The sequence below is a fragment of the Paenibacillus alginolyticus DSM 5050 = NBRC 15375 genome (genome assembly GCF_000422905.1).
Lineage (GTDB): Bacteria > Bacillota > Bacilli > Paenibacillales > NBRC-103111 > Paenibacillus_E > Paenibacillus_E alginolyticus.
In genome coordinates this window covers 1-22,946 of the sequence record NZ_AUGY01000060.1, presented here as the reverse complement: position 1 = coordinate 22,946, position 22,946 = coordinate 1, and the positions used below count along the sequence as shown (strand labels likewise).

Sequence of the window (22,946 nt, the reverse complement as noted above, 5' to 3'; positions counted from 1 at the left end):
GCCCAAGAAAACGCGGGCATCCGTTTTTTATTTTATAATACAAAGCCTAGGTGGCTCAGACGAAGCAAAAGGAACAACAAAGGATAAATCAATGGATACTATATCGAATGATTATATATCAATAATTTATATGTTGACTCGATATATATAATCTGTTAAATTGTTAATAAAGAAGCACAACATGAAAGAAGGAGGACTTACAGCATGACTAGTCAGGATGTCATTTTAGGTCTTTTAATGAAGCGCACTTTATCGGGATACGACATCAAGAATATGTTTGAGACCGTATTTTCCTATTTTTACAATGCCAGTTTTGGCACGATTTATCCTACGCTTAGCAAGATGGAGAAGGAAGGTCTCATTACGAAGGAAAGTGTTATCCAAGAGGGAAGACCGAATAAGAATGTCTACTCCATCACGGAGGAAGGCCAAAAGCATTTCAAAGCCTACATGTACAGTCCTATGCAAGCCAATGAATTCAAATCTGATGCGATGACTCGCTTGTTTTTTGGTGAATTTATTGAGGTCGAGGTCATTATTGAATATTTGGAAAATAGTGTATCGAGTACGAAAGATGATCTTGAGCATTTGAAGAAGATGTATGAGAACGGTAAGTCAAAGTCATTAATGTCTCAAACTCAGGAGCTTTGTATTCAAATTGGTATCGAAAATATGGAAAGTACGCTGCGAACATTAATGGCCGGAATAGAACGGTTGAGTCATTTAAAAATGGAAAAGGGGAAAAACGACAGTGGGTAATAAAAAAACAGGTTTTATCATACTGGCAATGGCTTTGGGGCTGTTGATGTCTGCGCTCGATAATACAATTACGGCGGCTGCAATAAGTCATATCATAGGCGACATTAATGGTTTTGATAAGATTAGCTGGGTATTCACAGCGTATATGCTAGCGTCTACGAGCACGATGCTTGTTTTCGGAAAGTTGTCGGATATGTTTGGCAGAAAGCTTTTTTATTTGATTGGAATTTCCATATTTTTGATCGGTTCGGCACTCTGCGGTACGGCCCAGGATATGACGCAGCTGATCGTATATAGAGCGATTCAAGGGATAGGGTCAGGAGCTATTTTTCCCATAAGTTTCACCATTATTTATACACTTTTTTCAGATCCCAAGCAGGGGGCTAAGCTATCAGGGGTATTCGCTGGGATATTCGGTCTGTCATCCGTAGCGGGACCGCAAATTGGTACATTACTCGCTGAAACTTGGGGTTGGCGCTGGTGCTTCTATGTTAATTTACCACTGGGTATACTATCGTTTTTCGTTTTACTTTTTGCTCTTAAGGAAACTCGTTCGACTCGTCGTCCGAAAATTGATTATTTAGGAACATTGTTACTCATTATCTCAACTGTTTCACTTATGCTCGCTTTAGAGTTCGGTGGTAAAGATTATTCATGGGCGTCCTGGCCAATTATTAGTCTGTTAGCTGTTGCTGTTGTTGTAGGCTTCTTATTCATTATGGTTGAACGCAGGGCCCAAGAACCCATGCTGCCTTTACCCTTATTCAAAAACCGAATGGTTCTCGGCATGATGTTAGCTTGCCTCTGCCAAGGAGCGATCATGTTCTCGGCAATTGCTTACTTGCCTATTTTCTCAACAGCCGTACTAGGTCGGGCGAATTCCAATGTACTTTTGAGCCCGATGATGTTTTCTTTAATGGTGGGAGCAGTTTTGTTCGGTTTCCTTCAACGTTTCTTTAGCTTCCGCGCGGTTATTGCGTCCAGTATGATTACGGGTATTGTTATTAGCTATTTGTTAACTATAGTCAGTCATGACGCAAGTAATCTGTATATGATTACTCTGATGGCTATACTTGGCGTAGGGGCGATTGGTCCGTTAATGAGTGTTGCTCAGAATGCAGTTGCTCTCAGCGTAGATCACAAATATATCGGTGTCAGTTCTTCCATCATTGGCTTTTTGCGTAATATTGGAGGGGTTCTCGGGGCTTCGATTATGGCGACTGTCGTCAACACGAGATACAACAGTCTTATTCAAGGAGGCGCAGCCGAGCACAACATGCCTCTTAATCAATTATCGACTTTGGCTAATCCAGAACATCTGATCCGAACTGGAGCCGCGCTCCCTAAGGAAACGATGGATTTCCTCCGAGATTCACTGGGGACTGCGATTAATCATGGTTTTATCATAAGTATCGTGTTCGGTATTGTCGGACTAACGGCTGCATTCATAGCAGGACCTCTTCGTTTCACGGTACCTGTCCAGCGTCCGGAACCGCAGAATGAAAAGGCAACTCCTCAGTCTATATAAATGGTGTCAAGAAGGATCCTCCTGGTTTCGTATCAGGGGGTTCTTTTACTGACAAAACATGACATGATCTCATATGCGGGTTATAATAGTGTTTATATCTTTCAATGCAAAGTAAAGGATAAACTACTTATGGACTTGTTTACATATGCTTCTTCACAAGAACCAGCAGGGAAGCTGTTAGCTGATCGCATGCGGCCAGCAACGCTTGATGAATATATTGGGCAGGAGCAAATCGTCGGAAAAGGAAAGCTGCTGAGACGTGCGATTGAGGCCGATCAAGTGACCTCAATCTTGCTCTATGGACCTCCGGGCACAGGAAAAACAACATTGGCCAACATTATAGCGAACCGAACACAAGGTGAGTTCATGAAGCTGAACGCCGTGGACGCTTCGGTCAAAGATGTGCGAGAGATTATCGAGCTAGCGAAAACCAATAAAGCGATGTACGGTCGTAAGACGACCTTGTTCTTGGACGAGGTGCATCGCTTCAACACCTCGCGGCAGGATGCGCTGCTGCCTGCGGTAGAGCAGGGCATCCTCATCTTCATCGGTGCGACGACAGAGAACCCGTTTCACCATGTGAACGGGGCTCTGCTGTCGCGCTCGACGCTGTTTCAACTCGAGCCCCTCACGGCGGAGCATGCGCTCATCGCCATGCGAAGAGCCATCGCCGACCCCGTGAAGGGGCTCGGCTTCATGCGCCTCCACGTAGACGAGGAGGCGCTGGAGCACATTGCGCGGATGGCGGGTGGGGACATCCGCCGTTCGCTTAACGCGCTGGAGCTTGCAGCGCTGACGACTTCGCCTGAACCGGATGGAACGGTTCAGATTACGCTCGAGGTGGCGGAAGAGTCAATCCGCCGCCCAATCGTGAAAGCGGACGAGTCGACGCAATACGACGTCTTGTCCGCTTTTCACAAGAGTGTGCGCGGCTCTAGTGACGCCGCGCTGTTCTGGTTCCTGTATGCCGTCGAGAAGCTCGGCATGGATCCTATGACGTTCCTGCGCCGTCTAATCGTCGCTTGCAGTGAAGATATCGGCCTTGCCAATCCGCAGGCGATGGTGCAGTCCGTAACGGCCATGGACGCTTATCATAAGATTGGTTGGCCGGAATCCAAATACATCATTTCCCAGGCAATTTTATTCGCTGTGGAGAGTCCAAAGTCAAATTCGATACCGATGGCCATCTCTCGCGCGGAACAGTTGATGGACCAAGTGAAATCTGCGAATGTACCGCTTCATCTGCGTGATACGCACTATAAAGGTGCTGATCAGCTTGGGCATAAAGGCTATATGTATCCGCACAATTATCCTGGACACTATGTGAAGCAGCAGTACTTGCCTGACGAAATTCGAAATGAGATCATTTTTGCAGCTAGTGAGCAGGGGACAGAAGAAAAAATGAAGCTCAATCAGCATAAAAGAAGAGGGACACCTACTGGTTTATAAAATCCGTAGGTTCTCTCTTTTTTCTTGCTCCATATCGATTGTGAAAATCTTCTCCGTAATAGGATCGTACCGAATCGAAACAATCAGCGGAAATTCGACACCATGATCCCTTACCCAGAAGCGGAACTGCTGCTGCGCAACACCTGGTGCGACAGTGGAACGCCCTAAATATTTATAATCTAATAAAGTATATAGTCTTCCAGCCTCTTGAAAGGCAAGACGACTCCATTTGGCATATTCAGGGTCATGTACAGGCTTATGTTCTACTAAAATTTCTTCCGAAATCATCTCAGAACCAGTCTCGGAAATTGTCTGTATTCTTGTCTCTATGCTTGCTTCAGTACTTGCTTCTGTACTTGAAGTTCTTGCATGAAAACTTCCGGACCAACCAACCCAAATAATGAGAAATACGGCTAAGATTCTACCCATTCACTCACACCTTTCGCGATTATCCTATGCTTAGAATTAAGCCTGCATACTTGAAAGGTAAGCGGTAATTTCTACAAGAATGCCGCTTTATATGTTTGCTGGTGACAGCGCTAGCGAACAGAAATAAGAGCCCTGAGGGCTCCTATAAGTGATCATTTCTATAATTTAAAAACCTTACCCAAATAAACACCCGCGGCAGCACTAAACCGTTCTTGAAGCAACGCTCTGAGTTGGCTTTTCGCTTCCGGAGTTGGAAGTGTATTGGCCTTAATCCCATGAAGCTCCATCCAATGCTCGGCAGTCATATAGCAGGTGCTGTTCCAGCCGTTCTTGGTGCCATTGGCATTCAGGCGTTCACTTATACCAGCTATGACGATATCTGTTTTGCTTTGTAGTTCTATCAGAGCTCGGTCGAATTCATTTTTCGACTCCTTGGCTTTCATTCCGATTTTGGAACGAAGCTCCTTAACATCGATGCCTTCATTCTCCTCAACCGCTTGAAAAAGCTCGACAGCTGATTTGGGAAGCTCCCCATCTGCGTAACGTTCCTCAACCGAATAAGGCTCGTCTAACAAATTCTTAACTAATGGAAAGAGCTCAGCAGAAATCAACATGGGCTTCTTTGCAAAAAAGCGGCCATAAGCGGCAATGCCGTCGCCAGGAAGACGATCTCGCCATAACCAAGGGTCTGTCTCTAGCCCTGTATGCCATTGTTCTTGCGAAGTTATAGATTCAAGTGAAGGATGATCTGGTATGAATGAAGAGAGAGGGAGAATACCGACCTCTTTCATGATCTTCGTAACATCCTCATAAGCAGCGGCTTTCCAACCAACCTCATTCACTTTAACCAATATGATCATCCTTTCTGTTCCTATATCCGCTGATCAAACTTATTTATGAACCTTATCAATAACTCCGCCGCCTAAACACACGTCTCCATCATAGAAAACGACGGATTGACCTGGCGTTACGGCTTTTTGTGGTTTATCGAAGACAACTTCACATGTCCCATCCTCCATAAACGTAAGTGCTACGCCCTGGTCTGGCTGACGGTAACGGAATTTGGCTGTGCAGGCATATGCGCCCACAGGTCTGCTCGATGATATCCAGTTCACATCTGTGGCTGTTAAGCCTTTAGAATATAATCCTGGGTATTGCTCACCTTGAACAACAAGCAGTTGGTTGCTTTCCAAATCTTTATCTACAACGAACCACGGCTCGCCTGAGCCTGAACCGCCAATACCAAGTCCTTGTCTTTGGCCAAGGGTATAATACATTAAGCCATCGTGACGGCCTTTGACTTCACCGTTACGAATATCGACCATATTGCCGGGTTTAGCAGGCAAGTATTGGCTGAGGAACTCTTTAAAGTCTCGTTCGCCGATGAAGCAAATTCCTGTGCTGTCTTTCTTCTTCGCTGTAGCTAGACCTGCTGCTTCCGCAATTTCACGAACCTTTGGCTTCGGCAGGTGGCCAATCGGAAACATGGCTTTGGACAGCTGCTGCTGATTGAGCACGTTAAGGAAATACGTTTGATCTTTGTTAGCATCATTACCACGCAAAAGCACATATTCACCATCTTGCTCTTTCACTTGTGCATAGTGACCTGTTGCAATGTAGTCCCCGCCTAAATCAATGACTTTCTGAAGCAATTCCCCGAATTTAATTTCTCGGTTACACATCACATCCGGATTTGGCGTGCGGCCCTTGGTGTACTCGTCCAAGAAATAGGCGAAAACTTTGTCGTAATATTGCTTTTCGAAATTAACTGTATAGAAAGGGATGTCGAGCTGATCGCACACTCTTCTAACATCCTCTGCATCTTCTTCTGCGGTACAATGGCCGAACTCATCGGTATCGTCCCAATTTTTCATGAAAATGCCAATTACCTCGTAGCCCTGTTCCTTAAGCAACAGCGCAGCAACCGAAGAATCGACACCTCCGGACATTCCCAATATGACACGTGTTTTTTTACTCATAGCTGTGAACCTCTTTTCTATCTTGTGGGACATTATTTAAAACTCTTCCTATTATACCTCTCTATTGTTCAAAATTAAAATATTTCATGAGAATGTCATTGTTTTTCCCCCACAGAACAAGGAATTTATGATACCATATATACGATATACGGATGTTTAGGAATGTTTTTGCGAAAAATGGAAACGCTGTGTACCAAGATAGGGAAGACCAATTGTGTCTGAACGTGGATAATATAGATGGTAGGCAAACGAAGTTTTAGCAATATTGATCAGACTCCTTGATGGCATATAATGTTGAATGAGGTGTAACTTTGAAAATTTCTACAAAAGGCCGCTATGGTTTAACGATCATGATGGAGCTGGCCAATCGATTTGGTGAAGGACCGACTTCACTCAAAAGTATTGCCGAAAAGCATCAGCTTTCCGAGCATTATCTGGAACAACTTGTAGCTCCGCTTCGCAATGCAGGATTAGTCAAAAGTATTCGTGGCGCTTACGGTGGATATATTCTCTCAAAATCCGCTGAACTCGTAACGGCAGGCGAAGTTATTCGTGTATTAGAAGGACCAATTAGTCCTGTCGATTTTACGGAGGAAGATGATCCGGCTAAGCGTGATCTGTGGATTCGAATTCGCGATAGTATTGCAGACGTGCTAGATTCTACTACACTTGCGAACTTGATTTCTTTCGAAGATCAAGGCAAGAACGACAACTATATGTTTTACATTTAAGGGTGTCCTATGAATCCCATTTATCTTGATCATGCAGCGACTACACCTGTGCATCCTGAAGTATTGGAAGCGATGCTTCCCTTCTATACAGCCTTTTTTGGTAATCCTTCGAGTACTCACAGCTTCGGCAGAGCTACTAGAACCGCACTCAACCGGTTTCGTGATTCTATGGCGAAATCGTTAGGCTGTTTACCTGCTGAGCTTATTTTTACAAGCGGAGGGACCGAAAGCAATAACATGGCGATCTTCGGGATCATGAATGCGAACAAGGATGGCAAGAAGCATATCATTACGACGGAGATCGAACATCATGCTGTTTTGCATCCCTGTGAGCGATTGGAGAGCCTCGGATACGAGGTGACTTACCTTCCAGTAGGTCCGACCGGTCTTATTCAAATAGAAGATGTGGAAGCGGCTATCCGACCTGATACAGCACTCATTTCCATGATGTATGTGAATAATGAAGTGGGGACGATTCAACCGATCGAGCAAGTTGGTCAACTAGCGCGGAGCCGGCAAATTCCTTTTCATGTAGATGCGGTGCAAGCTTTAGGTAAACTGCCGCTGAATGTTCGTGAACTTCCTGTTGATTTAATGAGTTTCTCGGCTCATAAGATATACGGACCCAAAGGTGCAGGCGCCCTATATGTATCGAAGAACACGAGGTTGACACCTCACGTTTATGGTGGTTCTCAGGAGAGAAAGCGCCGCGCAGGTACGGAGAATGTAGCAGCAATTGCAGGCTTTGCCAAAGCTGTGGAAGTTACTCTCCCAATGATGGACAGCATGCAATCCAAAGTTACTGAGTTTCGAGGGCTTATGATAAGTATACTTGAGCAGCAATTAGGCATGGATAGCTTTACGATTAATGGCCACAAGGAACAGTATATCCCGCATATTCTGAACATCAGCTTTCCGGGTGTCTCAACAGAAACACTTCTTATGAATCTTGATTTAGAAGAAGTAGCCGCTGCAAGCGGTTCTGCATGTACGTCAGGCTCACTTGAAGTATCGCATGTCTTACAAGCCATGAAGCTCCCAGAAAATGTTACAGCCTCCGCGGTTCGATTTAGCTTTGGAATGGGGAATTCTAAAGAACAAATCGAAACAGCTGCCCAGAAAATTTCAACCATTGTCAAACGGTTGCGTACTATATAGTACCGGGTGGTTCTAGGAGGAATAAAACTTGCGCAAAGCGCATGATTTGATCGGACTTCCCGTTCTAACGGTAGATTCTGGTAAACAAATAGGTCAAGTTAAAGATTTGTTGGTAGGCCCTGATTGGAACATACGAGGTATCATGCTCGAAGTGAAGAATTGGTTCTCCTCCTTACGTTACATACCGTGGGAGGGAATCGTCGCAGCCGGAGAAGATGCCATTACCATACCGAACGAAACTGTCATTCGCGAGTTTGAGCATGTGGAAGAGTGTCATGCTTTTCTTGAAGGAAGCCGCAAAATTAAAGGTCTTCCCGTCATTACGGTGGGAGGGCACAAATTAGGCGTGGTAGAAGATGTTTATTTAAACCAGAATTGGGGTAAACAAATAGTAGGTTATGAATTGTCCGAAGGGTTTATTTCTGATTTAAAGGAAGGGCGAAGATGGCTTCCCTTGCCGGCGTCGGCAACCAAAGGGGAAGATGCCATCATAGTGCCTGTACATTGCGCTCAGGAAGTAGAAGAACTCTTCGTATCCAAAGAAGAATAGGGTGAGCATTATGCGTTGTCCAAACTGTAATTCCAAAGATATTGGAAAAATCGGTTCCCATCAATTCTACTGCTGGGGTTGCTTTATTGAACTCAGCGTTAACGGAGATAAAATGTCCGTGTATCAAGTAGAGGAAGACGGTACGTTGAGTTCTTTGGATGATTTGTTTTTTGAGGAAGAAATTCCTCAAGTCCATGAACATGCCAATTAATCGTTAATACACATTACAAAACGTTATTTTTTAAGCGCAGCGGCGCTTAAGAAATAGCGTTTTTTTTCCACATAGGAAAGTATAAGTTTTCGGTTAGCGAAAACCGCTTTCATATTGGCGATAAAACCTACCTCTTAACGCGGTCGCTCATCCTTGAATGGCCTCGATAGAGGTTTTCTCATTGTTTAGCTCATGATGTAACGGGTTAATTTGGACGGGTTGTACATATACTGTATGAGCGTATGTTATTTGGATTAACAGAGGTGAAGTGAATGGAACGTTTTTGGAAAAATAAATGGTTTGTTGGGCTTGTCTACCTCCTTCTTATTCTGGCAAGCTTATATATGCTGCTGCAAATTAAGCCTATCATGTTCAGCGTTTTTACCTTTATTAAAGCTATCTTGACGCCATTTTTTATAGCTGTGATTATTTCGTACATTTTAAACCCGATCGTGAATATTCTTAACCAGCGGAAAGTGCCAAGAACCATTGCTGTGCTGCTTATTTATAGTGTCTTTCTCTCATCTTTGACCGTTATTATCATGAATATGACACCGATGTTTGTGTCCCAAATAGCGGAACTGAATGAGCATATGCCGCAAATGGCTATGCGTGCGCAGTCGATTGTAGATGGCTTTAATCAAAATCAACTGCTGCCCGACAGTGTGCGCAATGGATTTAATCATTCACTTACGAAACTGGAAAATAGCATTTCCATGGCTATCTCGAATTACATGAATCAGATTGGAAATACCATCAATATGCTGTTCATCGCTTTTATCGTACCGTTTGTGGCATTTTATATCTTAAAGGATTTTCAAATTATTGAGAAAACAGCCCTGGCTATTGTGCCGCGTGAGCATCGTAAGAAAACAATCAAATTGCTCATTGATATTGACACTGCTCTCGGTAATTATATCCGGGGTCAACTGTTGGTTTGCGTGATTATAGGAGTTCTTGCCTATTTGGGGTATTGGCTTATTGGCATGCCATATGCTTTGCTGCTGGCTAGCGTTGTGGCGGTGTTTAATATAATCCCTTACTTGGGCCCTTTTTTTGGGGCAGCGCCGGCAATCATAATGGCATCAACGATCTCTCTGAAAATGTTGTTATTCGTAGCGCTTATTAATTTAGCTGTGCAAATTCTCGAAGGCAACGTCATCTCCCCCCAGGTGGTAGGAAGAACGCTGCATATGCATCCGTTGTTTATCATTTTCGCATTGCTTGTAGGCGGGGAAGTGGCGGGTATTGTGGGATTGATATTGGCTGTGCCTTTCTTTGCCGTCATGAAGGTTATCATTCAACATGTTTTCCTTCACTATGTTCATAAGCCTACAACATGAGATTTTATTAGGAATGGACGCACAGAACCCCTCTGAGCCATGACTTGCGGGATCATGGTTCAGAGGGGTTCTGCACGAGGGTTGAGGATATGAAAGGTGTGGCCATGCGTAAACCAACGAATGGGCTACGGAATAAGTATAAGATAGCTTACTATATGTCTTCGTTCGATAATGAAAATCATTATCACTAAACCAATTATAATTCTGTTGAGAATGATTGTCAATTATGATTTTTGGAAATTCAAGCCCAAAGCTTTACATGAATATTGACAGGGTACTAGCATAAAGTTATAATTTGCCTTATCTATATCTGAATTGAAAGCGTTGATGAAACTTTAGTAAGCCATAGTCCATCGTCAGAGAGAAGGTTCCGCTAGAGCAGTGTTACTGCAAGTAGCGGCTGGAAGAACCTTTCGGTGCTAGGATGGCCCAAAGCTCGTTTCGGAGTGTGGATGAACTCCACCGGTTGGACCCGTTACAAATCCGCACAAGGAGATTGCGTTTGTTTCCTCTTGCTGTAAGCAAGGGTGAGCCGAATACAATAACCAGGGTGGTACCGCGATTATTCGTCCCTGTATGTTACAGGGGCGTTTTTTGTTTGTTTTTCAAACAATTGATAAATATGGAGGCTTGAACAAGATGAAAGCAAGTGAAATACGTTCCAAGTGGCTGCAGTTTTTTGCAAGTAAAGGGCATAAGGTTGAGGCAAGCGCTTCGCTCGTCCCACATAACGACCCATCCCTGCTGTGGATTAATGCGGGGATTGCTCCTTTAAAACCGTATTTGGATGGACGCGAAATTCCTGAAAATCCACGGATTACGAATGCCCAAAAATGTATTCGTACCAATGATATTGAAAATGTAGGTAAAACACGCCGACATCATACATTCTTTGAGATGCTGGGGAATTTCTCCATCGGAGACTACTTTAAACAAGAAGTTATTCCTTGGGCTTGGGAGTTTTTGACGGATCCGCAGTGGATCGGCTTTGATCCGAATCGCATTTCTGTTACGGTGCATGAAGATGATGAGGAAGCTTTTGAAATTTGGAACAAACAAATTGGTATACCTGAAGAGCGTATTTATAAGCTCAAAGAAGATAATTTCTGGGATATTGGCGAGGGTCCATGTGGTCCTTGTACAGAGATCTTCTATGATCGCGGTGATAAATACGGTGATTTGTCTGATCCGGAATGCTGGCCAGGCGGGGAAAATGAGCGTTTCCTAGAAGTTTGGAACCTTGTGTTTACGCAATTCAACCATAATAAGGACAGCAGCTACACACCGCTCCCTAACAAAAATATTGATACTGGTGCAGGATTAGAACGGTTCGCTTCGATTCTGCAAGATGTTGACTCGAACTTTGACACGGATTTATTTAAGCCGATTATTGATAAAACATGTGAGCTTACGGGTGTGAAATATCATGTGAACGATGAACACGATGTTGCCCTTAAAGTCATCGCTGACCATATCCGCACCGTTGCTTTCTCGGTTGGAGATGGCGTGCTGCCTTCTAATGAAGGACGCGGTTATGTGATCCGCCGATTGCTGCGACGCGCTGTACGATACGGCAAAGTACTTGGACTTGATAAGCCATTCCTTCATAAGCTCGTGCCTACTGTTGGAGAAATCATGGGTGTTTACTACACGGAAGTTGTAGATAAACGAGAATTTATCGAGAAGGTCATCCGAACCGAAGAGGAGCGTTTCCATGAAACGTTAAGCGATGGTTTGATCATTTTAGCTGAGATGGTAGAAAAAACACGTCAAGCAGGCACGAATCAGATCAGCGGACCGGACGCTTTCAAACTGTATGATACGTATGGCTTCCCCTTCGATTTGACCGAGGATTTTGCTTCTGAGAAGGGTCTAACGGTTGACCGTGCAGGGTTTGATGCTTCCATGCAGGAACAGCGTGACCGTGCTAGAGCGGCCAGTCATAAAGAAGGCGGCATGAAGGTTCAAGGTGGACCGCTGTCTGAATTGACGATTAAAAGCGAATTTGTTGGTTATAATGAATTGGTAGTTACTGCTAGTATCGTGGCGATCGTTCATGAGAACGAACTCGTTGACATCGTCGGAGTTGGTGAGACCTGTCAGGTCGTATTGGATCGCACTCCTTTCTACGCTGAAAGCGGCGGTCAGGTCAGTGATTATGGTATAATTAGAAGTAACCAAGTGTCTTTGAAGGTTGAAGATGTTATCAAAGCGCCTCATGGCCAGCACGTTCACAAAGTTCTTGTTGTGTCGGGTGTTCTGCGTAAAGGTGATTCGGTAGAAGCTATTGTTGCTGCCGCTGAACGTGGGGACATCATTAAGAACCATACAGCTACACATTTGCTGCACAAAGCGCTTAAGGAAGTGCTTGGAACGCATGTTAACCAAGCGGGTTCTTTGGTTGAACCTGACCGATTGCGCTTTGACTTCTCGCATTTCGGAAGCATTAGCAGTGAAGAGCTGCAGGATGTAGAGCAGCGTGTGAACCGTCAGATTTGGAACAACACGAATGTAGATATTTCACTCAAAGCAATCGCTGACGCGAAAGCCATGGGAGCTATGGCGTTGTTCGGCGAGAAGTACGGTGATATCGTTCGCGTTGTGCAAGTTGGCGATTACAGCTTAGAGCTGTGCGGCGGCTGCCACGTTCAGAATACGGGTCAAATTGGCTTATTCAAAATCGTCAGCGAGTCCGGTATCGGGTCAGGTGTTCGCCGGATCGAAGCGGTGTCTGGTCGGAGCGCGTATGAATATCTTGATCAGCAATTACAATTACTGAAGGAATCTGCGGGCTTGCTCAAATCAAATATTCACGATGTACCTAAACGTGTGGAAGCTACGCTTCAGCAAGTGAAGGAACTGGCGCGTGAAAACGAGTCGCTGCGCAGCAAGCTTGGGCGAATCGAAGCGGGTTCTCTTACAGACCAAGTGAAGCAAATTGCTGGGGTTTCGGTGCTGGCTGCACAAGTCAATGCAGCGGATATGGATTCACTTCGCAATATTGTGGATGAGATGAAGACGAAGCTAGGTTCCGCTGTTATCGTACTCGGAGCAGTTGCGGATGACAAAGTCAATTTGGTAGCTGCTGTCACGCCAGATCTTGTGACTAAAGGCTTCCACGCTGGTAAAATCATTAAAGAAGTAGCTCAGGCTGTTGGCGGCAGCGGAGGTGGTCGCCCGGATATGGCGCAAGCAGGCGGTAAGGATGCATCCAAATTGCAAGCTGCATTGTCCGGAGTTGAAGGACTTCTTTCCCAATTTGCATAATTATTTTTCTGTGGGACAGGAATTTTTAAACCCATAGAGAATATAACCAGTATACATGGATTGATTTTCAATTAATTTACAAAGGTATCACAAGGAAAGTGAGGTGCTCCTGATGAGTTCCATGGATAAAACGATGAAGTTTAACGTAAAGGCAGAAGAAATTGAGACATCGCCCAAAGACGTGTTATTAGCGGTGTACGATGCTCTTCAGGAAAAAGGGTATAATCCGATCAACCAGATTGTCGGGTACTTGCTTTCCGGAGATCCTGCCTATATTCCACGGCATAACAATGCTCGGAGCCTCATTCGTAAACGGGAACGGGACGAACTCATTGAAGAATTAGTTCGTGCTTATCTAGGTCAACACAAATAGAAGGAAAAGAGAACCGGCATGAGATGGATAGGCTTGGATTATGGGGACAAAACGATTGGTGTTGCAATGAGCGACGAGCTGGGTTGGACGGCTCAAGGGCTTGAAGTCATACATCGTCGTAAGCCTGGAGAAGACATCGCTCGGCTGGAGGCCATTGTCAAACAGTATGGTGTTACTCAAATCGTGGTAGGCTTACCCAAAAATATGAACAATACAATTGGGCCACGCGGCGAACTTGCTATCGCATTTTCGCAAGAATTAGAGCAAAAACTAAGTGTACCTGTACACTTGTGGGATGAGCGGTTAACGACCGTAGCTGCTACACGTACACTTCTAGAAGCTGATGTGAGTCGGAAGAAACGCAAGCAGGTTATTGATAAAATGGCCGCACAGCTCATTCTACAAGGTTACATGGATGCCAATATGAAGAGGTGAACGAACATGTCCAAAGAAGAATTGAATGAAGAACAACCAGAAATCATTTACATCCCGGACGATGAAGGCAACGAAGAAGAGTTCGAGGTTATCATGAAATTCGAAGTGGACGGTTCAGATAAGAAGTACATGATGGTAGTGCCGACTGACGGCGGAGATGAAGAATCCGATGAAGTTTACGCATTTCGCTATGAAGAGGATGATGAAGGCGAGGATTTGAAGCTGTTCACCATCGAGGATGAAGAAGAATGGAATATTGTTGAAGAAACATTCAACACCTTAATGGCAGAATTCGATGAGGAAGAAGAGGCATGAGTACGACGCCTTCTGACGTATTGCGCAAAACTTACGGGGATGATATTATTTTGTTTGATGAGCAAAATGAATCAACGGTGTATCATCTTCTTAAAGAATTCGTTTATGGAAATTATACGTATGCTGTTCTGCAATCCGATGAGCTCAAGAAGGAAGACGAGGTTGCTGTTTTCCGAGTGACGACAGATAGCGATGGGCAGTATGAATTGGAAACTATCGAGGACGACGATGAATGGGAAACCGTTTCGGAGCTCTACGACGAGATGGTATTTCCAAAAGAGGATGAATTGTAAGAAGCATACAACCGAGCGGAGCGCATCCGCTCGTTTTTGTTTGCTTTGGGGTATAAAGCAAAACTAAGTTTATGCTTACGATGCTAGTTTTCTCACGAAAACTTTTAGGAGGATTATTGTGAACAACATGCTTGAACAAGAGAATGAACAGAATAAGCCTAGACGAAGTAAGCTTAAGCTCATCCTTCTAATCTTTGGACTATTGCTGCTCATTATCATTGGAACTGCAGGCGGCATCGGATTGTATATCGGTAGTGCCCTCCAGCCTGTAGCTGCTTCAGAGCAAGAAGTAAGAGTTTCAATTCCACAAGGCGCGGGATCTTTGCAAATCGCCAAGGAACTTGAGACGAAGGGACTTATAAAAAATTCTACGATTTTTACGTATTATTTAAAGGTGAAGAAACTGGGCTCCAGACTTCAAGCAGGCGAGTACAGTATGAAACCGGGCATGACATTTGAAGAAATGATTAATAAGCTGAATAGAGGGGAGACCGTGAAGGAAGAAGTCATCCGTATTACGATCCCTGAGGGCTATACCATTGATCAGATTGCAGCCAAATTAAGTGAGCAGACTCCATGGAAAAAGGAAGTTTTTCTACAAATGGCGGATGCGCCTGCTGGTTTAAAGGGAGAAGCGATCGCAACGATTCCTGATAATAAAAGCATCAAGCATCGTCTCGAAGGGTATTTGTTCCCAGAAACATATGAGTTTAAGAAGGACTCAACGGAACAAGATTTCATTGAGCGAACACTGCAGCAGCTGGATAAGAAGCTGGCAACTCTTCCGCCAGACTGGAAGGACAAGCTCAAGGAGCGCGGACTTACCGTACATCAGATGTTAACCATTGCCTCTTTAATAGAGCGTGAAGTGGTTGTGAATGAAGAGCGTGCACTTGTATCCGGCGTTATTCAGAACCGGTTGAAGAAGAATATGCCCCTGCAAATTGATGCAACTGTACAATATTTATTCGATAAGTCCAAAGAGAGATTGCTGGAAAAGGATTTACAAATACAAAGTCCTTATAATACGTATCTAAACACAGGGTTGCCACCGGGACCCATCGCTAGTCCGAGTCTAGCTTCGATGAAAGCAGCTATTTATCCGGAAGAGACGAAGTATTTATTTTATGTAACTAAGAAGGATGGAACCAAAGGGCATTTGTTTGCAGAAACTTTTGAAGAGCATAAGAAGAATATTGCAGAAAGCAAGAAGGCTGCGAATTAGGAATACGACCATTTGATAGGAAGCTGACAGAAGGTAGGGTAAGCAATTGAAAAAACCAGAGTTAGTAGTAAGCTGCAGCACTGTGGCAGAACTGAAAAGATTAATCGAAGCAGGCGCGGATGCGGTTATTATTGGCGAAGAGCGCTACGGCATGCGACTGCCTGGAGAAGTGAAGCTGGATGAAATGCAGGAAGCTGTGTCCTGGGCACATGAACAGAAGGCTAAAGTATATGTTGCAGTAAACAATATTTTCGACAATAATGCCCTCGAGGGGCTGTTTGATTATTTCGCTAAATTACAGGAATACGGTGTGGATGCTGTCATTTTCGGTGATCCAGCGGTACTTATGACTGCCCGTCGTTTACCTAAGCCCCTAGCGCTGCATTGGAATGCAGAGATGACATCAACCAATTATGCGACTGCGAACTATTGGGCTAAGCAAGGAGCTGCCCGTGTGGTACTAGCCAGAGAACTAAATATGGAGCAGGTTTTGGCTTTTAAAGAGAAAGCCGAGTTGGCTGTTGAAGTACAAGTGCATGGCATCACCAATATTTATCACTCTAAGCGTGAGCTTGTGAAAAATTATATCGAGCATCAAGGGAAAGAGGCAGCCAACCAGGATCGTTCCATCGAGCGAGGGCTTTTCCTCATTGAACACGAACGCCGCGATCAGCGTTACCCTGTATACGAAGATAGCAATGGCACGCACATCATGAGTTCAGAAGATATCTGTATGCTGGAAAATTTACCTGAGCTTATGGATGGTCACATAGATAGCTTGAAAATCGAAGGTCTTTTGAAATCTTCTCTGTATAACGAAACGGTTGTGAGAAGCTACCGGGCTGTAATCGATGCTTATGCTGCTGATCCTGAAGGATATAGCTTTCAACAGGAATGGCTGGATGCGATAGTTAAGCTGCAAGATCCTGAACGTGAATTGTCATATGGGTTTTTCTACAAAGAACAGGTATATTGATAGAGGAAAGAAGGTGCGTTTTCGTGACGACGACAGCCATAGAAGCCCGTGCTAGAGGAAAACGTGTTAGGCTTAACAAGCCGGAATTACTGGCTCCGGCAGGCAGTTTAGAGAAGCTGAAATTTGCGATCCATTACGGCGCAGATGCGGTTTACATCGGTGGTCAGAAGTATGGTCTCCGATCAAACGCGGACAACTTTTCACTGGAGGAAATGCGCGAAGCCGTAGAGTTTGCCAATCAATACGGGGCAAAAGTTTTCGTAGCAACGAATATTTATGCTCATAATGAGGATATAGATGGCCTTGATGATTATTTGAGAGGACTTCAAGAGGTTGGGATTTCTGCTATTATTGCCGCTGATCCAATTATTATGGAAACGTGCAGAAGAGTAGCGCCTAAGCTGGAGGTTCATGTGAGCACTCAGCAATCCGTTATGAACTGGCAAACCGTGAAGTTTTGGAAGGATCAGGGCATTGAGCGAGTTGTTCTAGCCCGCGAAGTCAGCATGGAAGAAATTGATGAGATTAAAGCTCATGTTGATGTAGAAATTGAAGCCTTCATACATGGGGCAATGTGCAGCTCGTACTCGGGCAGATGCGTGCTTTCTAATCATTTCACTGATCGCGATTCCAATCGCGGCGGCTGCTCGCAATCATGCCGCTGGAAGTACGATTTATTTGCCAAGGATCAACCTCTCTCTGCTCCTTTGGCCACGGATTTGCCTATGTTTGGCGAGGAAGATGATGCTTTCACGATGGGTTCGAAGGATCTGAGCATGATTGAACATATTGCAGAGATGATCGAATCCGGCGTAGATAGCTTCAAGATTGAAGGCAGGATGAAGAGCATCCATTATGTGGCTACGGTAGTTAATGCTTATCGCCAAGCCATTGATTCTTACTTTGAAGATCCAGAGCATTTCGAGGTCAATCCTGTGTGGCAGGATGAAATATATAAAGCGGCAAACCGACCTTTGAACACCGGTTTCTTCTATGAAGCACCTGGACATAAGGATCATATTTTTGAGCCAGAGGATAAAGTCGTTGGATTTGATTTTGTTGGTCTGGTAATGGGGTATGATGCTGAATCGGGTACGGCGCTCATACAGCAAAGAAATCATTTCAAGCCTGGCCAAGAAATTGAATTTTTCGGGCCGGATGGTACGCATTTTAAGCAAATGGTTGGCATTATACGAAATGAAGATGGCCAAGAGTTAGATGCAGCTAGACATCCACTTCAATTGATCAAATTACAAACGGAAAAACCTGTAAAAAAATGGGATATGATGCGAAAGAAAACAGGAAAATAGTACCATGGAAACTTCCTCCAGACTCAGTTATATTGGAGGAAGTTTCTTTTTTATTATTTTATATCGGATTTTGAAGGATAATGGTAAACTATGTCGAAATTATTAAAAAACGTAAAGTGAACCCTTTACATTCTAGTTCAAAAGTATGGTATTTGTAGGAAGTAGAAACTAATGGCGGTGACAAAATGAAAGAGAAACTTCAAAGTATTTTAGACAAAGTAGTTCAAGCAATTCGTAATGTTCCATGGGGGCGTATTGTAGGTGTGGCAAGCAAGAAATCTAAGCAAATGGGTTCGATTGCTTTTAAAGAAATGAAGCAAGTCAAGGTAGAAAACCCTGTTAAATCCGTGGGTATGAAGCTGTTTTTAATGTTTTTTGTAAGCATTCTCTTTTTCGTCCTTACTGTGGGAATGATTTCTTACACGGTATCGAAAAATGTGATTAAGAACAAAGTGTCTGAATCCAGTCTACAAACCGTAACACAGGCCGGACAAAAACTAGATTTCCTTTATCAAACTTTTGATGAAGTATCTCTGCAAATTATGCTTAACAAGGAACTGCAGGATTTGCTAGGGTCAATTCCTAACTTAGATCCATCTTCTTACGAAGCTCTTGACGTTACTCGTCAATTGACAGAGAAATTGAATGTGGTGACTTTCTCGAACAAAGCAATTAAAACGCTACATCTTTACAGACCTGATGGTAAACTGATTGTCATTACAGGTTCTGGAGGAACGGCATTTAGTGACAATTCAAGAACGAATGATTGGTTTAAGAAGATTGTTGAGAACGGTGGAAAAGTGACTTGGTTAGATAGTAAAGTCAAAGGGTATTCCAGCAGCTCGTCCAACACATTTGCCATTGGTCGTGTGATGAGAAATACACTTACGAATTCCACATCAGCCATTCTTCTCATAGAGCTTAATACAGATCTACTGACTAAAGAGCTAACTGGGATGTCATTAGGCGATGATAGTAAGGTTGTCATAACGAATGCAGGGAATAAATACATAGCTAATAAAGAAATTTCGGAACTAGAAAAAGATTCTGACATCAAACTGACGAAAGAACAGCTAGATGAAGAACACGGTTCTTTTACAACAAAAGACGATCACATGGTTGCCTATTATAAATCGGCCGTATCCGGTTGGAATCTAGTTGGCGATATACCTGTGAGCTCACTTGTAAAGGATGCTAAGAAAATCTTCAACTATACGCTTCTAATCGCCTTGTTTGCGGCAATAGCTGCAGTACTAATCGGATTATTCGTAGCTAGAATAATCGGACGTCCTTTGATTAATCTGCGTAATTTGATGCAGCAAGGTGCTAAAGGAAAGCTTACCGTGCGTGCGAACTACAATTCGCAAGATGAAATTGGACAACTAGGTGCCAGCTTTGACGTGATGATGCAGCAGATTACTACCTTGGTTCAACAAACAAGCACTTCTGCTAGGGCTGTTTCCGAAACAGCACAAGAGTTAACGAATTCCTCGAAGGTAACGGCTACAGCTGCAAGAGAAATTGCGGTGGCGACAGATGAGATTTCCAATGGTGCCGGAGGATTGGCGACGGAGTCGGAGCGAGGCAATGAGTTGACTTATCATATTGGCGAGCAAATGAAGCAGGTAATCGAAGCTAACCTCGAGATGGGAACAGCTGCTGCGGATGTTCAAAGCTCCAGTGAGCAAGGAACGAAGTATATGACTGAACTTATTTCGAAAACGAACCTGACAGAAGAAATGATCCGCTCGATGGTTGATAAAGTCGATAATTTGAAAGACAGTACTCGTTCCATTCGTAAGATTCTGGATGTTCTGAATAATATGACGAAGCAAACGAATATTTTGTCTTTGAATGCGACAATTGAGGCCGCACGTGCTGGTGCAGCCGGTAAAGGCTTCATGGTAGTTGCAGATGAGATTCGAAAACTAGCGGATCAATCCAGACAATCCATTGATGTCGTAGGTCAAATTACTGAAACCATCACGAAAGAAATCGATGAGACTGTGAAAGTGCTTTCGACGGCAACACCAATTTTCCAAGAACAAATATTAGCTGTAAAAGAAGCCGACACGATCTTCAAACAAGTAACGAACCACATGGGCGGTTTCATTACACAGCTAAGTACGGTAAGTGATTCAATCTCCACTCTAGAGCAATCACAAGTTGTACTGTCCGATGCCATGACGAATGTCAGCGCCGTAGCTGAGGAATCCCTTGCTACATCGGAGGAAGTTGCTTCGTTGAGCTCTGAACAGCTTAGCATCAGCGACGGTTTAGTTAAACTGTCGGACAAGCTGGATCAGCTGTCCAAATCGCTGAACGACACTTTATCCAAGTTCGAAGTATAGTCTTCATAGAATACGTAGTCCACTCTCCATATTGGAGGGTGGACTTTTTTTTATTGCGTTTATCATTATTGTTTGTACAGCAACGGGAATGTCGATACTGAAAGCAATAGTAGTCATTGTTTGTTAAAAGGGGTCATTAGCATGAGGATTAACCAATTATCGTCTTTTGAAAAACGCCGAATTTTTCTTGTTCTCCTCACGATCTTACTCTTATTTATAGGGATCGTTGGCAAGCTTTTTTGGATACAAATTGCGACTGCGGAAAGCTACTCCTCACGAGGAGTTAATTTGGTCAAAAACTCGGTCGTACAGAGGCAGCGTGCCCTTGTACTGGAAAGCGGGCGTGGGGAAATCTTAGACCGTGATCTAAAACCGATGACGGGAAAAATCATAAAAGCTCTAGTGGCGTTTCCTATTAATAGCTACTACCAAGGTAATCCTCAACAAATAAACCAGTTGGCTAGTATTTTGCGGACAAATACAGCTGGGTGGGTTGCTTTCTCTCGTGATTTGAAAGAGCCGCAAGTTTGGCGCACGATTGAGGGGGGGAAACCGGTAGAGTTAAGTGATCAACAGGAGGAGCAAATTAATGCCCTCGGTTTACCCTTTTTGAAAGTCGTGAAGATGGAGGATCGCTATCCGTCAGGCATGACAGCGCGGCAATTGATCGGGTTTATTGGGCAAAATCCGGGTAGAGTGATGAGTATCTACGGTGCAGATCTAGAGAAAGGAAAGGTTGCGTTAACCTCGAAAATCGGAGGTGCGGGCCTTGAGAAAACGTTCGATCTGTGGCTTCGAGGCGTTGGTGAGACGTCTATTTCTTATTTTACAGACGCAGGAAAAAGACCATTGGCTGGCCTAGATGCCCGGATGATTGCACCAGACAATACCTTTTATCCAGTCAAATTAGTGACGACTCTGGATCTAAGTGTGCAGCAGCGAATTGAAACCCTTATGGATAAGCTAAATATTCGTGACGGTGCGGCGGTTGTTCAGGAAGTGGCACAAGGCGATATCGTCGCGATGGCGAGCAGACCCAACTTTGATCAGACGGAAGTCGATCTAGCTAGCAATAATTGGAGCAATTATGCGCTCAAGGCGACGGCTCCTGGCTCGATTTTCAAAACTATCGTTGCCGCAGCCGCATTGGATAAAGGGGTTGTTGATCCCAAAGAAACTTTCAATTGTGAAGGCGCCCTTGGGAAATATGGCTTTACGTGCTGGAGGAAAGACGGACATGGACCTTTAACTCTAGAGCAGGGCTATGCGCAGTCCTGTAATATTGTGTTTGCGAAAGTGATGCAGCGGTTGACAGCTGCTGAATTAGAAAGCTATGCACATAAGCTTGGTGTATTGGATGAAGTAGGCTGGACGGGGAAGACGGACAGTGAGCAGATGCTCCGTCAATTGGATACAGAGGAGAACGGACAGCTGTTTGGGGCCCATACGCCGCATAATGATGAGGGAGTGCTTATGCAAACGGCCATTGGTCAAAGAGATGTCAGGATGACCCCTTTGCAGGCGTCTAATATGATTGTTACCTTGCTGCATGGCGGAAAGGGTTATTCACCAAGAGTCGTTCAAGAAGTTCGGTATCAGACGGATCGTGTCATGGAGAAATTTCCTGTTCAATTATTAGATTCAAAGGAGGGGCGGGTTTCTGCAGCGACTAGTCGAACATTAGTAAACTGGATGAGAGAAGTAGTAACCGATGGAACAGGGCAAGGTTTAAAGGATGCCAAGTGGAAGCTTGCTGGAAAATCCGGTACGGCACAACTCGAGACTGGTAAACAAGAAAAGGTGAATCAGTGGTTTATTGGTTATGGACCCGTTGATTCACCGAAATATGCAGTTTCTGTTGTCATTAAAAATATGGATCCAACCGAGAGCAATAAGTCCATCCCATTGTTCAAAGGAATTATGGATATTTTGGCAAGCGACTCAAACGCTATATAAGTTGAACTAAAATTGTTCAGGGAAATGATCGCTTTCCAAGCGAAGACAGAGACGATCAATGACCGTTTGAGCATTGAGAGCTATGTTTTCCATAAATCCAGCAACTTTCTTGCGGATCTCGGTGACGGAATGAAAAAACACGTTATTAATGACATCAGACTTCAACCATTTCCAAAGTCCTTCGACCAAGTTCAACTCTGGACTATAAGGAGGTAAGAATACGAGTTCAAGACGCTCGCTATGGTCCTCCAAAAAAGGTTGGAGCAACTTGGCATGATGAATACGGGCATTATCAAGCACAATCACAA

General features: G+C 44.1%; 22 protein-coding genes. 18 read left to right on the top strand and 4 right to left on the bottom strand.

All coding sequences use genetic code 11. The annotated features are described in order from the left end of the window. The first annotated feature begins 204 nt into the window (after nt 1-204). The 3 genes from G519_RS0124310 to G519_RS0124300 all read left to right on the top strand — a co-directional run bounded on the left by G519_RS0124310 (nt 205) and on the right by G519_RS0124300 (nt 3,736). Nucleotides 205-759, top strand: a complete 555-nt coding sequence (locus G519_RS0124310) for a PadR family transcriptional regulator (RefSeq protein WP_029196909.1) — start codon at nt 205-207, stop codon at nt 757-759. After that, nucleotides 752-2,287, top strand: a complete 1,536-nt coding sequence (locus tag G519_RS44350) for an MFS transporter (protein WP_244280208.1) — start codon at nt 752-754, stop codon at nt 2,285-2,287. Before G519_RS0124310 ends, G519_RS44350 begins: the two co-directional genes overlap by 8 nt. Before the next feature lie 129 nt (nt 2,288-2,416). Continuing rightward, nucleotides 2,417-3,736 (top strand): replication-associated recombination protein A, encoded by a 1,320-nt coding sequence (locus tag G519_RS0124300; RefSeq protein ID WP_029196908.1) that lies wholly within the window; start codon nt 2,417-2,419, stop codon nt 3,734-3,736. Here G519_RS0124300 and G519_RS0124295 read toward each other — a convergent pair. The 3 genes from G519_RS0124295 to mnmA all read right to left on the bottom strand — a co-directional run bounded on the left by G519_RS0124295 (nt 3,731) and on the right by mnmA (nt 6,144). Next, nucleotides 3,731-4,165 (bottom strand): DUF3889 domain-containing protein, encoded by a 435-nt coding sequence (locus G519_RS0124295; protein ID WP_029196907.1) that lies wholly within the window; start codon nt 4,163-4,165, stop codon nt 3,731-3,733. The genes G519_RS0124300 and G519_RS0124295 overlap by 6 nt on opposite strands. A 158-nt stretch (nt 4,166-4,323) precedes the next feature. Then, nucleotides 4,324-5,025, bottom strand: a complete 702-nt coding sequence (locus tag G519_RS0124290) for an AlkZ-related protein (RefSeq protein ID WP_051253644.1) — start codon at nt 5,023-5,025, stop codon at nt 4,324-4,326. Nucleotides 5,026-5,055: 30 nt separating this feature from the next. Next, on the bottom strand, nt 5,056-6,144 hold the full coding sequence (gene mnmA, locus G519_RS0124285; protein WP_029196905.1) for a tRNA 2-thiouridine(34) synthase MnmA: 1,089 nt from the start codon (nt 6,142-6,144) through the stop codon (nt 5,056-5,058). A 311-nt stretch (nt 6,145-6,455) separates the two neighbouring features. Here mnmA and cymR point away from each other — a divergent pair, with 311 nt between their 5' ends. The 15 genes from cymR (at nt 6,456) to G519_RS0124210 (ending at nt 22,638) form a co-directional block, all read left to right on the top strand. Continuing rightward, entirely contained in the window at nt 6,456-6,875 is a 420-nt protein-coding gene (gene cymR / locus G519_RS0124280) for a cysteine metabolism transcriptional regulator CymR (RefSeq protein WP_029196904.1), read from the top strand. Nucleotides 6,876-6,884: 9 nt separating this feature from the next. Beyond that, nucleotides 6,885-8,033: a cysteine desulfurase family protein gene (locus G519_RS0124275; RefSeq protein ID WP_029196903.1), complete on the top strand. Its 1,149-nt coding sequence runs from the start codon at nt 6,885-6,887 to the stop codon at nt 8,031-8,033. A gap of 28 nt (nt 8,034-8,061) precedes the next feature. Further along, nucleotides 8,062-8,583 carry a PRC-barrel domain-containing protein gene (locus G519_RS0124270; RefSeq protein ID WP_029196902.1) on the top strand — a complete coding sequence of 174 codons (522 nt, stop codon included), beginning with the start codon at nt 8,062-8,064 and terminating at the stop codon, nt 8,581-8,583. Between the two features lie 7 nt (nt 8,584-8,590). After that, nucleotides 8,591-8,794 carry a hypothetical protein gene (locus tag G519_RS0124265; RefSeq protein ID WP_029196901.1) on the top strand — a complete coding sequence of 68 codons (204 nt, stop codon included), beginning with the start codon at nt 8,591-8,593 and terminating at the stop codon, nt 8,792-8,794. Nucleotides 8,795-9,066: 272 nt separating this feature from the next. Beyond that, complete coding sequence (locus G519_RS0124260; RefSeq protein WP_029196900.1) at nt 9,067-10,137, top strand: AI-2E family transporter; 1,071 nt, start codon at nt 9,067-9,069, stop codon at nt 10,135-10,137. A gap of 639 nt (nt 10,138-10,776) precedes the next feature. Beyond that, nucleotides 10,777-13,404 carry an alanine--tRNA ligase gene (gene alaS, locus G519_RS0124255; RefSeq protein WP_029196899.1) on the top strand — a complete coding sequence of 876 codons (2,628 nt, stop codon included), beginning with the start codon at nt 10,777-10,779 and terminating at the stop codon, nt 13,402-13,404. A 112-nt stretch (nt 13,405-13,516) separates the two neighbouring features. Further along, on the top strand, nt 13,517-13,777 hold the full coding sequence (locus G519_RS0124250) for an IreB family regulatory phosphoprotein (RefSeq protein ID WP_028555746.1): 261 nt from the start codon (nt 13,517-13,519) through the stop codon (nt 13,775-13,777). 18 nt (nt 13,778-13,795) lie between these two features. Further along, on the top strand, nt 13,796-14,212 hold the full coding sequence (gene ruvX, locus G519_RS0124245) for a Holliday junction resolvase RuvX (RefSeq protein ID WP_029196898.1): 417 nt from the start codon (nt 13,796-13,798) through the stop codon (nt 14,210-14,212). A 6-nt stretch (nt 14,213-14,218) separates the two neighbouring features. Further along, nucleotides 14,219-14,527, top strand: coding sequence for a DUF1292 domain-containing protein (locus G519_RS0124240; protein WP_029196897.1), 309 nt, complete (start codon nt 14,219-14,221; stop codon nt 14,525-14,527). Further along, nucleotides 14,524-14,820, top strand: a complete 297-nt coding sequence (locus G519_RS0124235) for a DUF1292 domain-containing protein (protein WP_029196896.1) — start codon at nt 14,524-14,526, stop codon at nt 14,818-14,820. The genes G519_RS0124240 and G519_RS0124235 overlap by 4 nt, the downstream gene beginning before the upstream one ends. Nucleotides 14,821-14,947: 127 nt before the next feature. Next, complete coding sequence (mltG, locus tag G519_RS0124230) at nt 14,948-16,045, top strand: endolytic transglycosylase MltG (protein WP_051253647.1); 1,098 nt, start codon at nt 14,948-14,950, stop codon at nt 16,043-16,045. 46 nt (nt 16,046-16,091) lie between these two features. Next, the gene (locus G519_RS0124225) at nt 16,092-17,021 is read left to right on the top strand and encodes a peptidase U32 family protein (RefSeq protein ID WP_029196894.1); all 930 of its coding nucleotides are present in this window, start codon (nt 16,092-16,094) and stop codon (nt 17,019-17,021) included. 38 nt (nt 17,022-17,059) lie between these two features. Further along, nucleotides 17,060-18,331 (top strand): peptidase U32 family protein, encoded by a 1,272-nt coding sequence (locus tag G519_RS0124220; RefSeq protein ID WP_029196893.1) that lies wholly within the window; start codon nt 17,060-17,062, stop codon nt 18,329-18,331. 185 nt (nt 18,332-18,516) lie between these two features. Further along, nucleotides 18,517-20,682, top strand: a complete 2,166-nt coding sequence (locus G519_RS0124215) for a methyl-accepting chemotaxis protein (RefSeq protein WP_051253643.1) — start codon at nt 18,517-18,519, stop codon at nt 20,680-20,682. 141 nt (nt 20,683-20,823) lie between these two features. Beyond that, a complete protein-coding gene (locus tag G519_RS0124210; RefSeq protein ID WP_029196891.1) occupies nt 20,824-22,638 on the top strand; it encodes a peptidoglycan D,D-transpeptidase FtsI family protein in 1,815 nt (604 codons plus the stop codon). 6 nt (nt 22,639-22,644) lie between these two features. Here the strand turns inward: G519_RS0124210 and G519_RS0124205 are convergent. After that, the coding region (locus G519_RS0124205) for an IS630 family transposase (RefSeq protein ID WP_029196890.1) at nt 22,645-22,946 on the bottom strand (302 nt) is incomplete at its 5' end.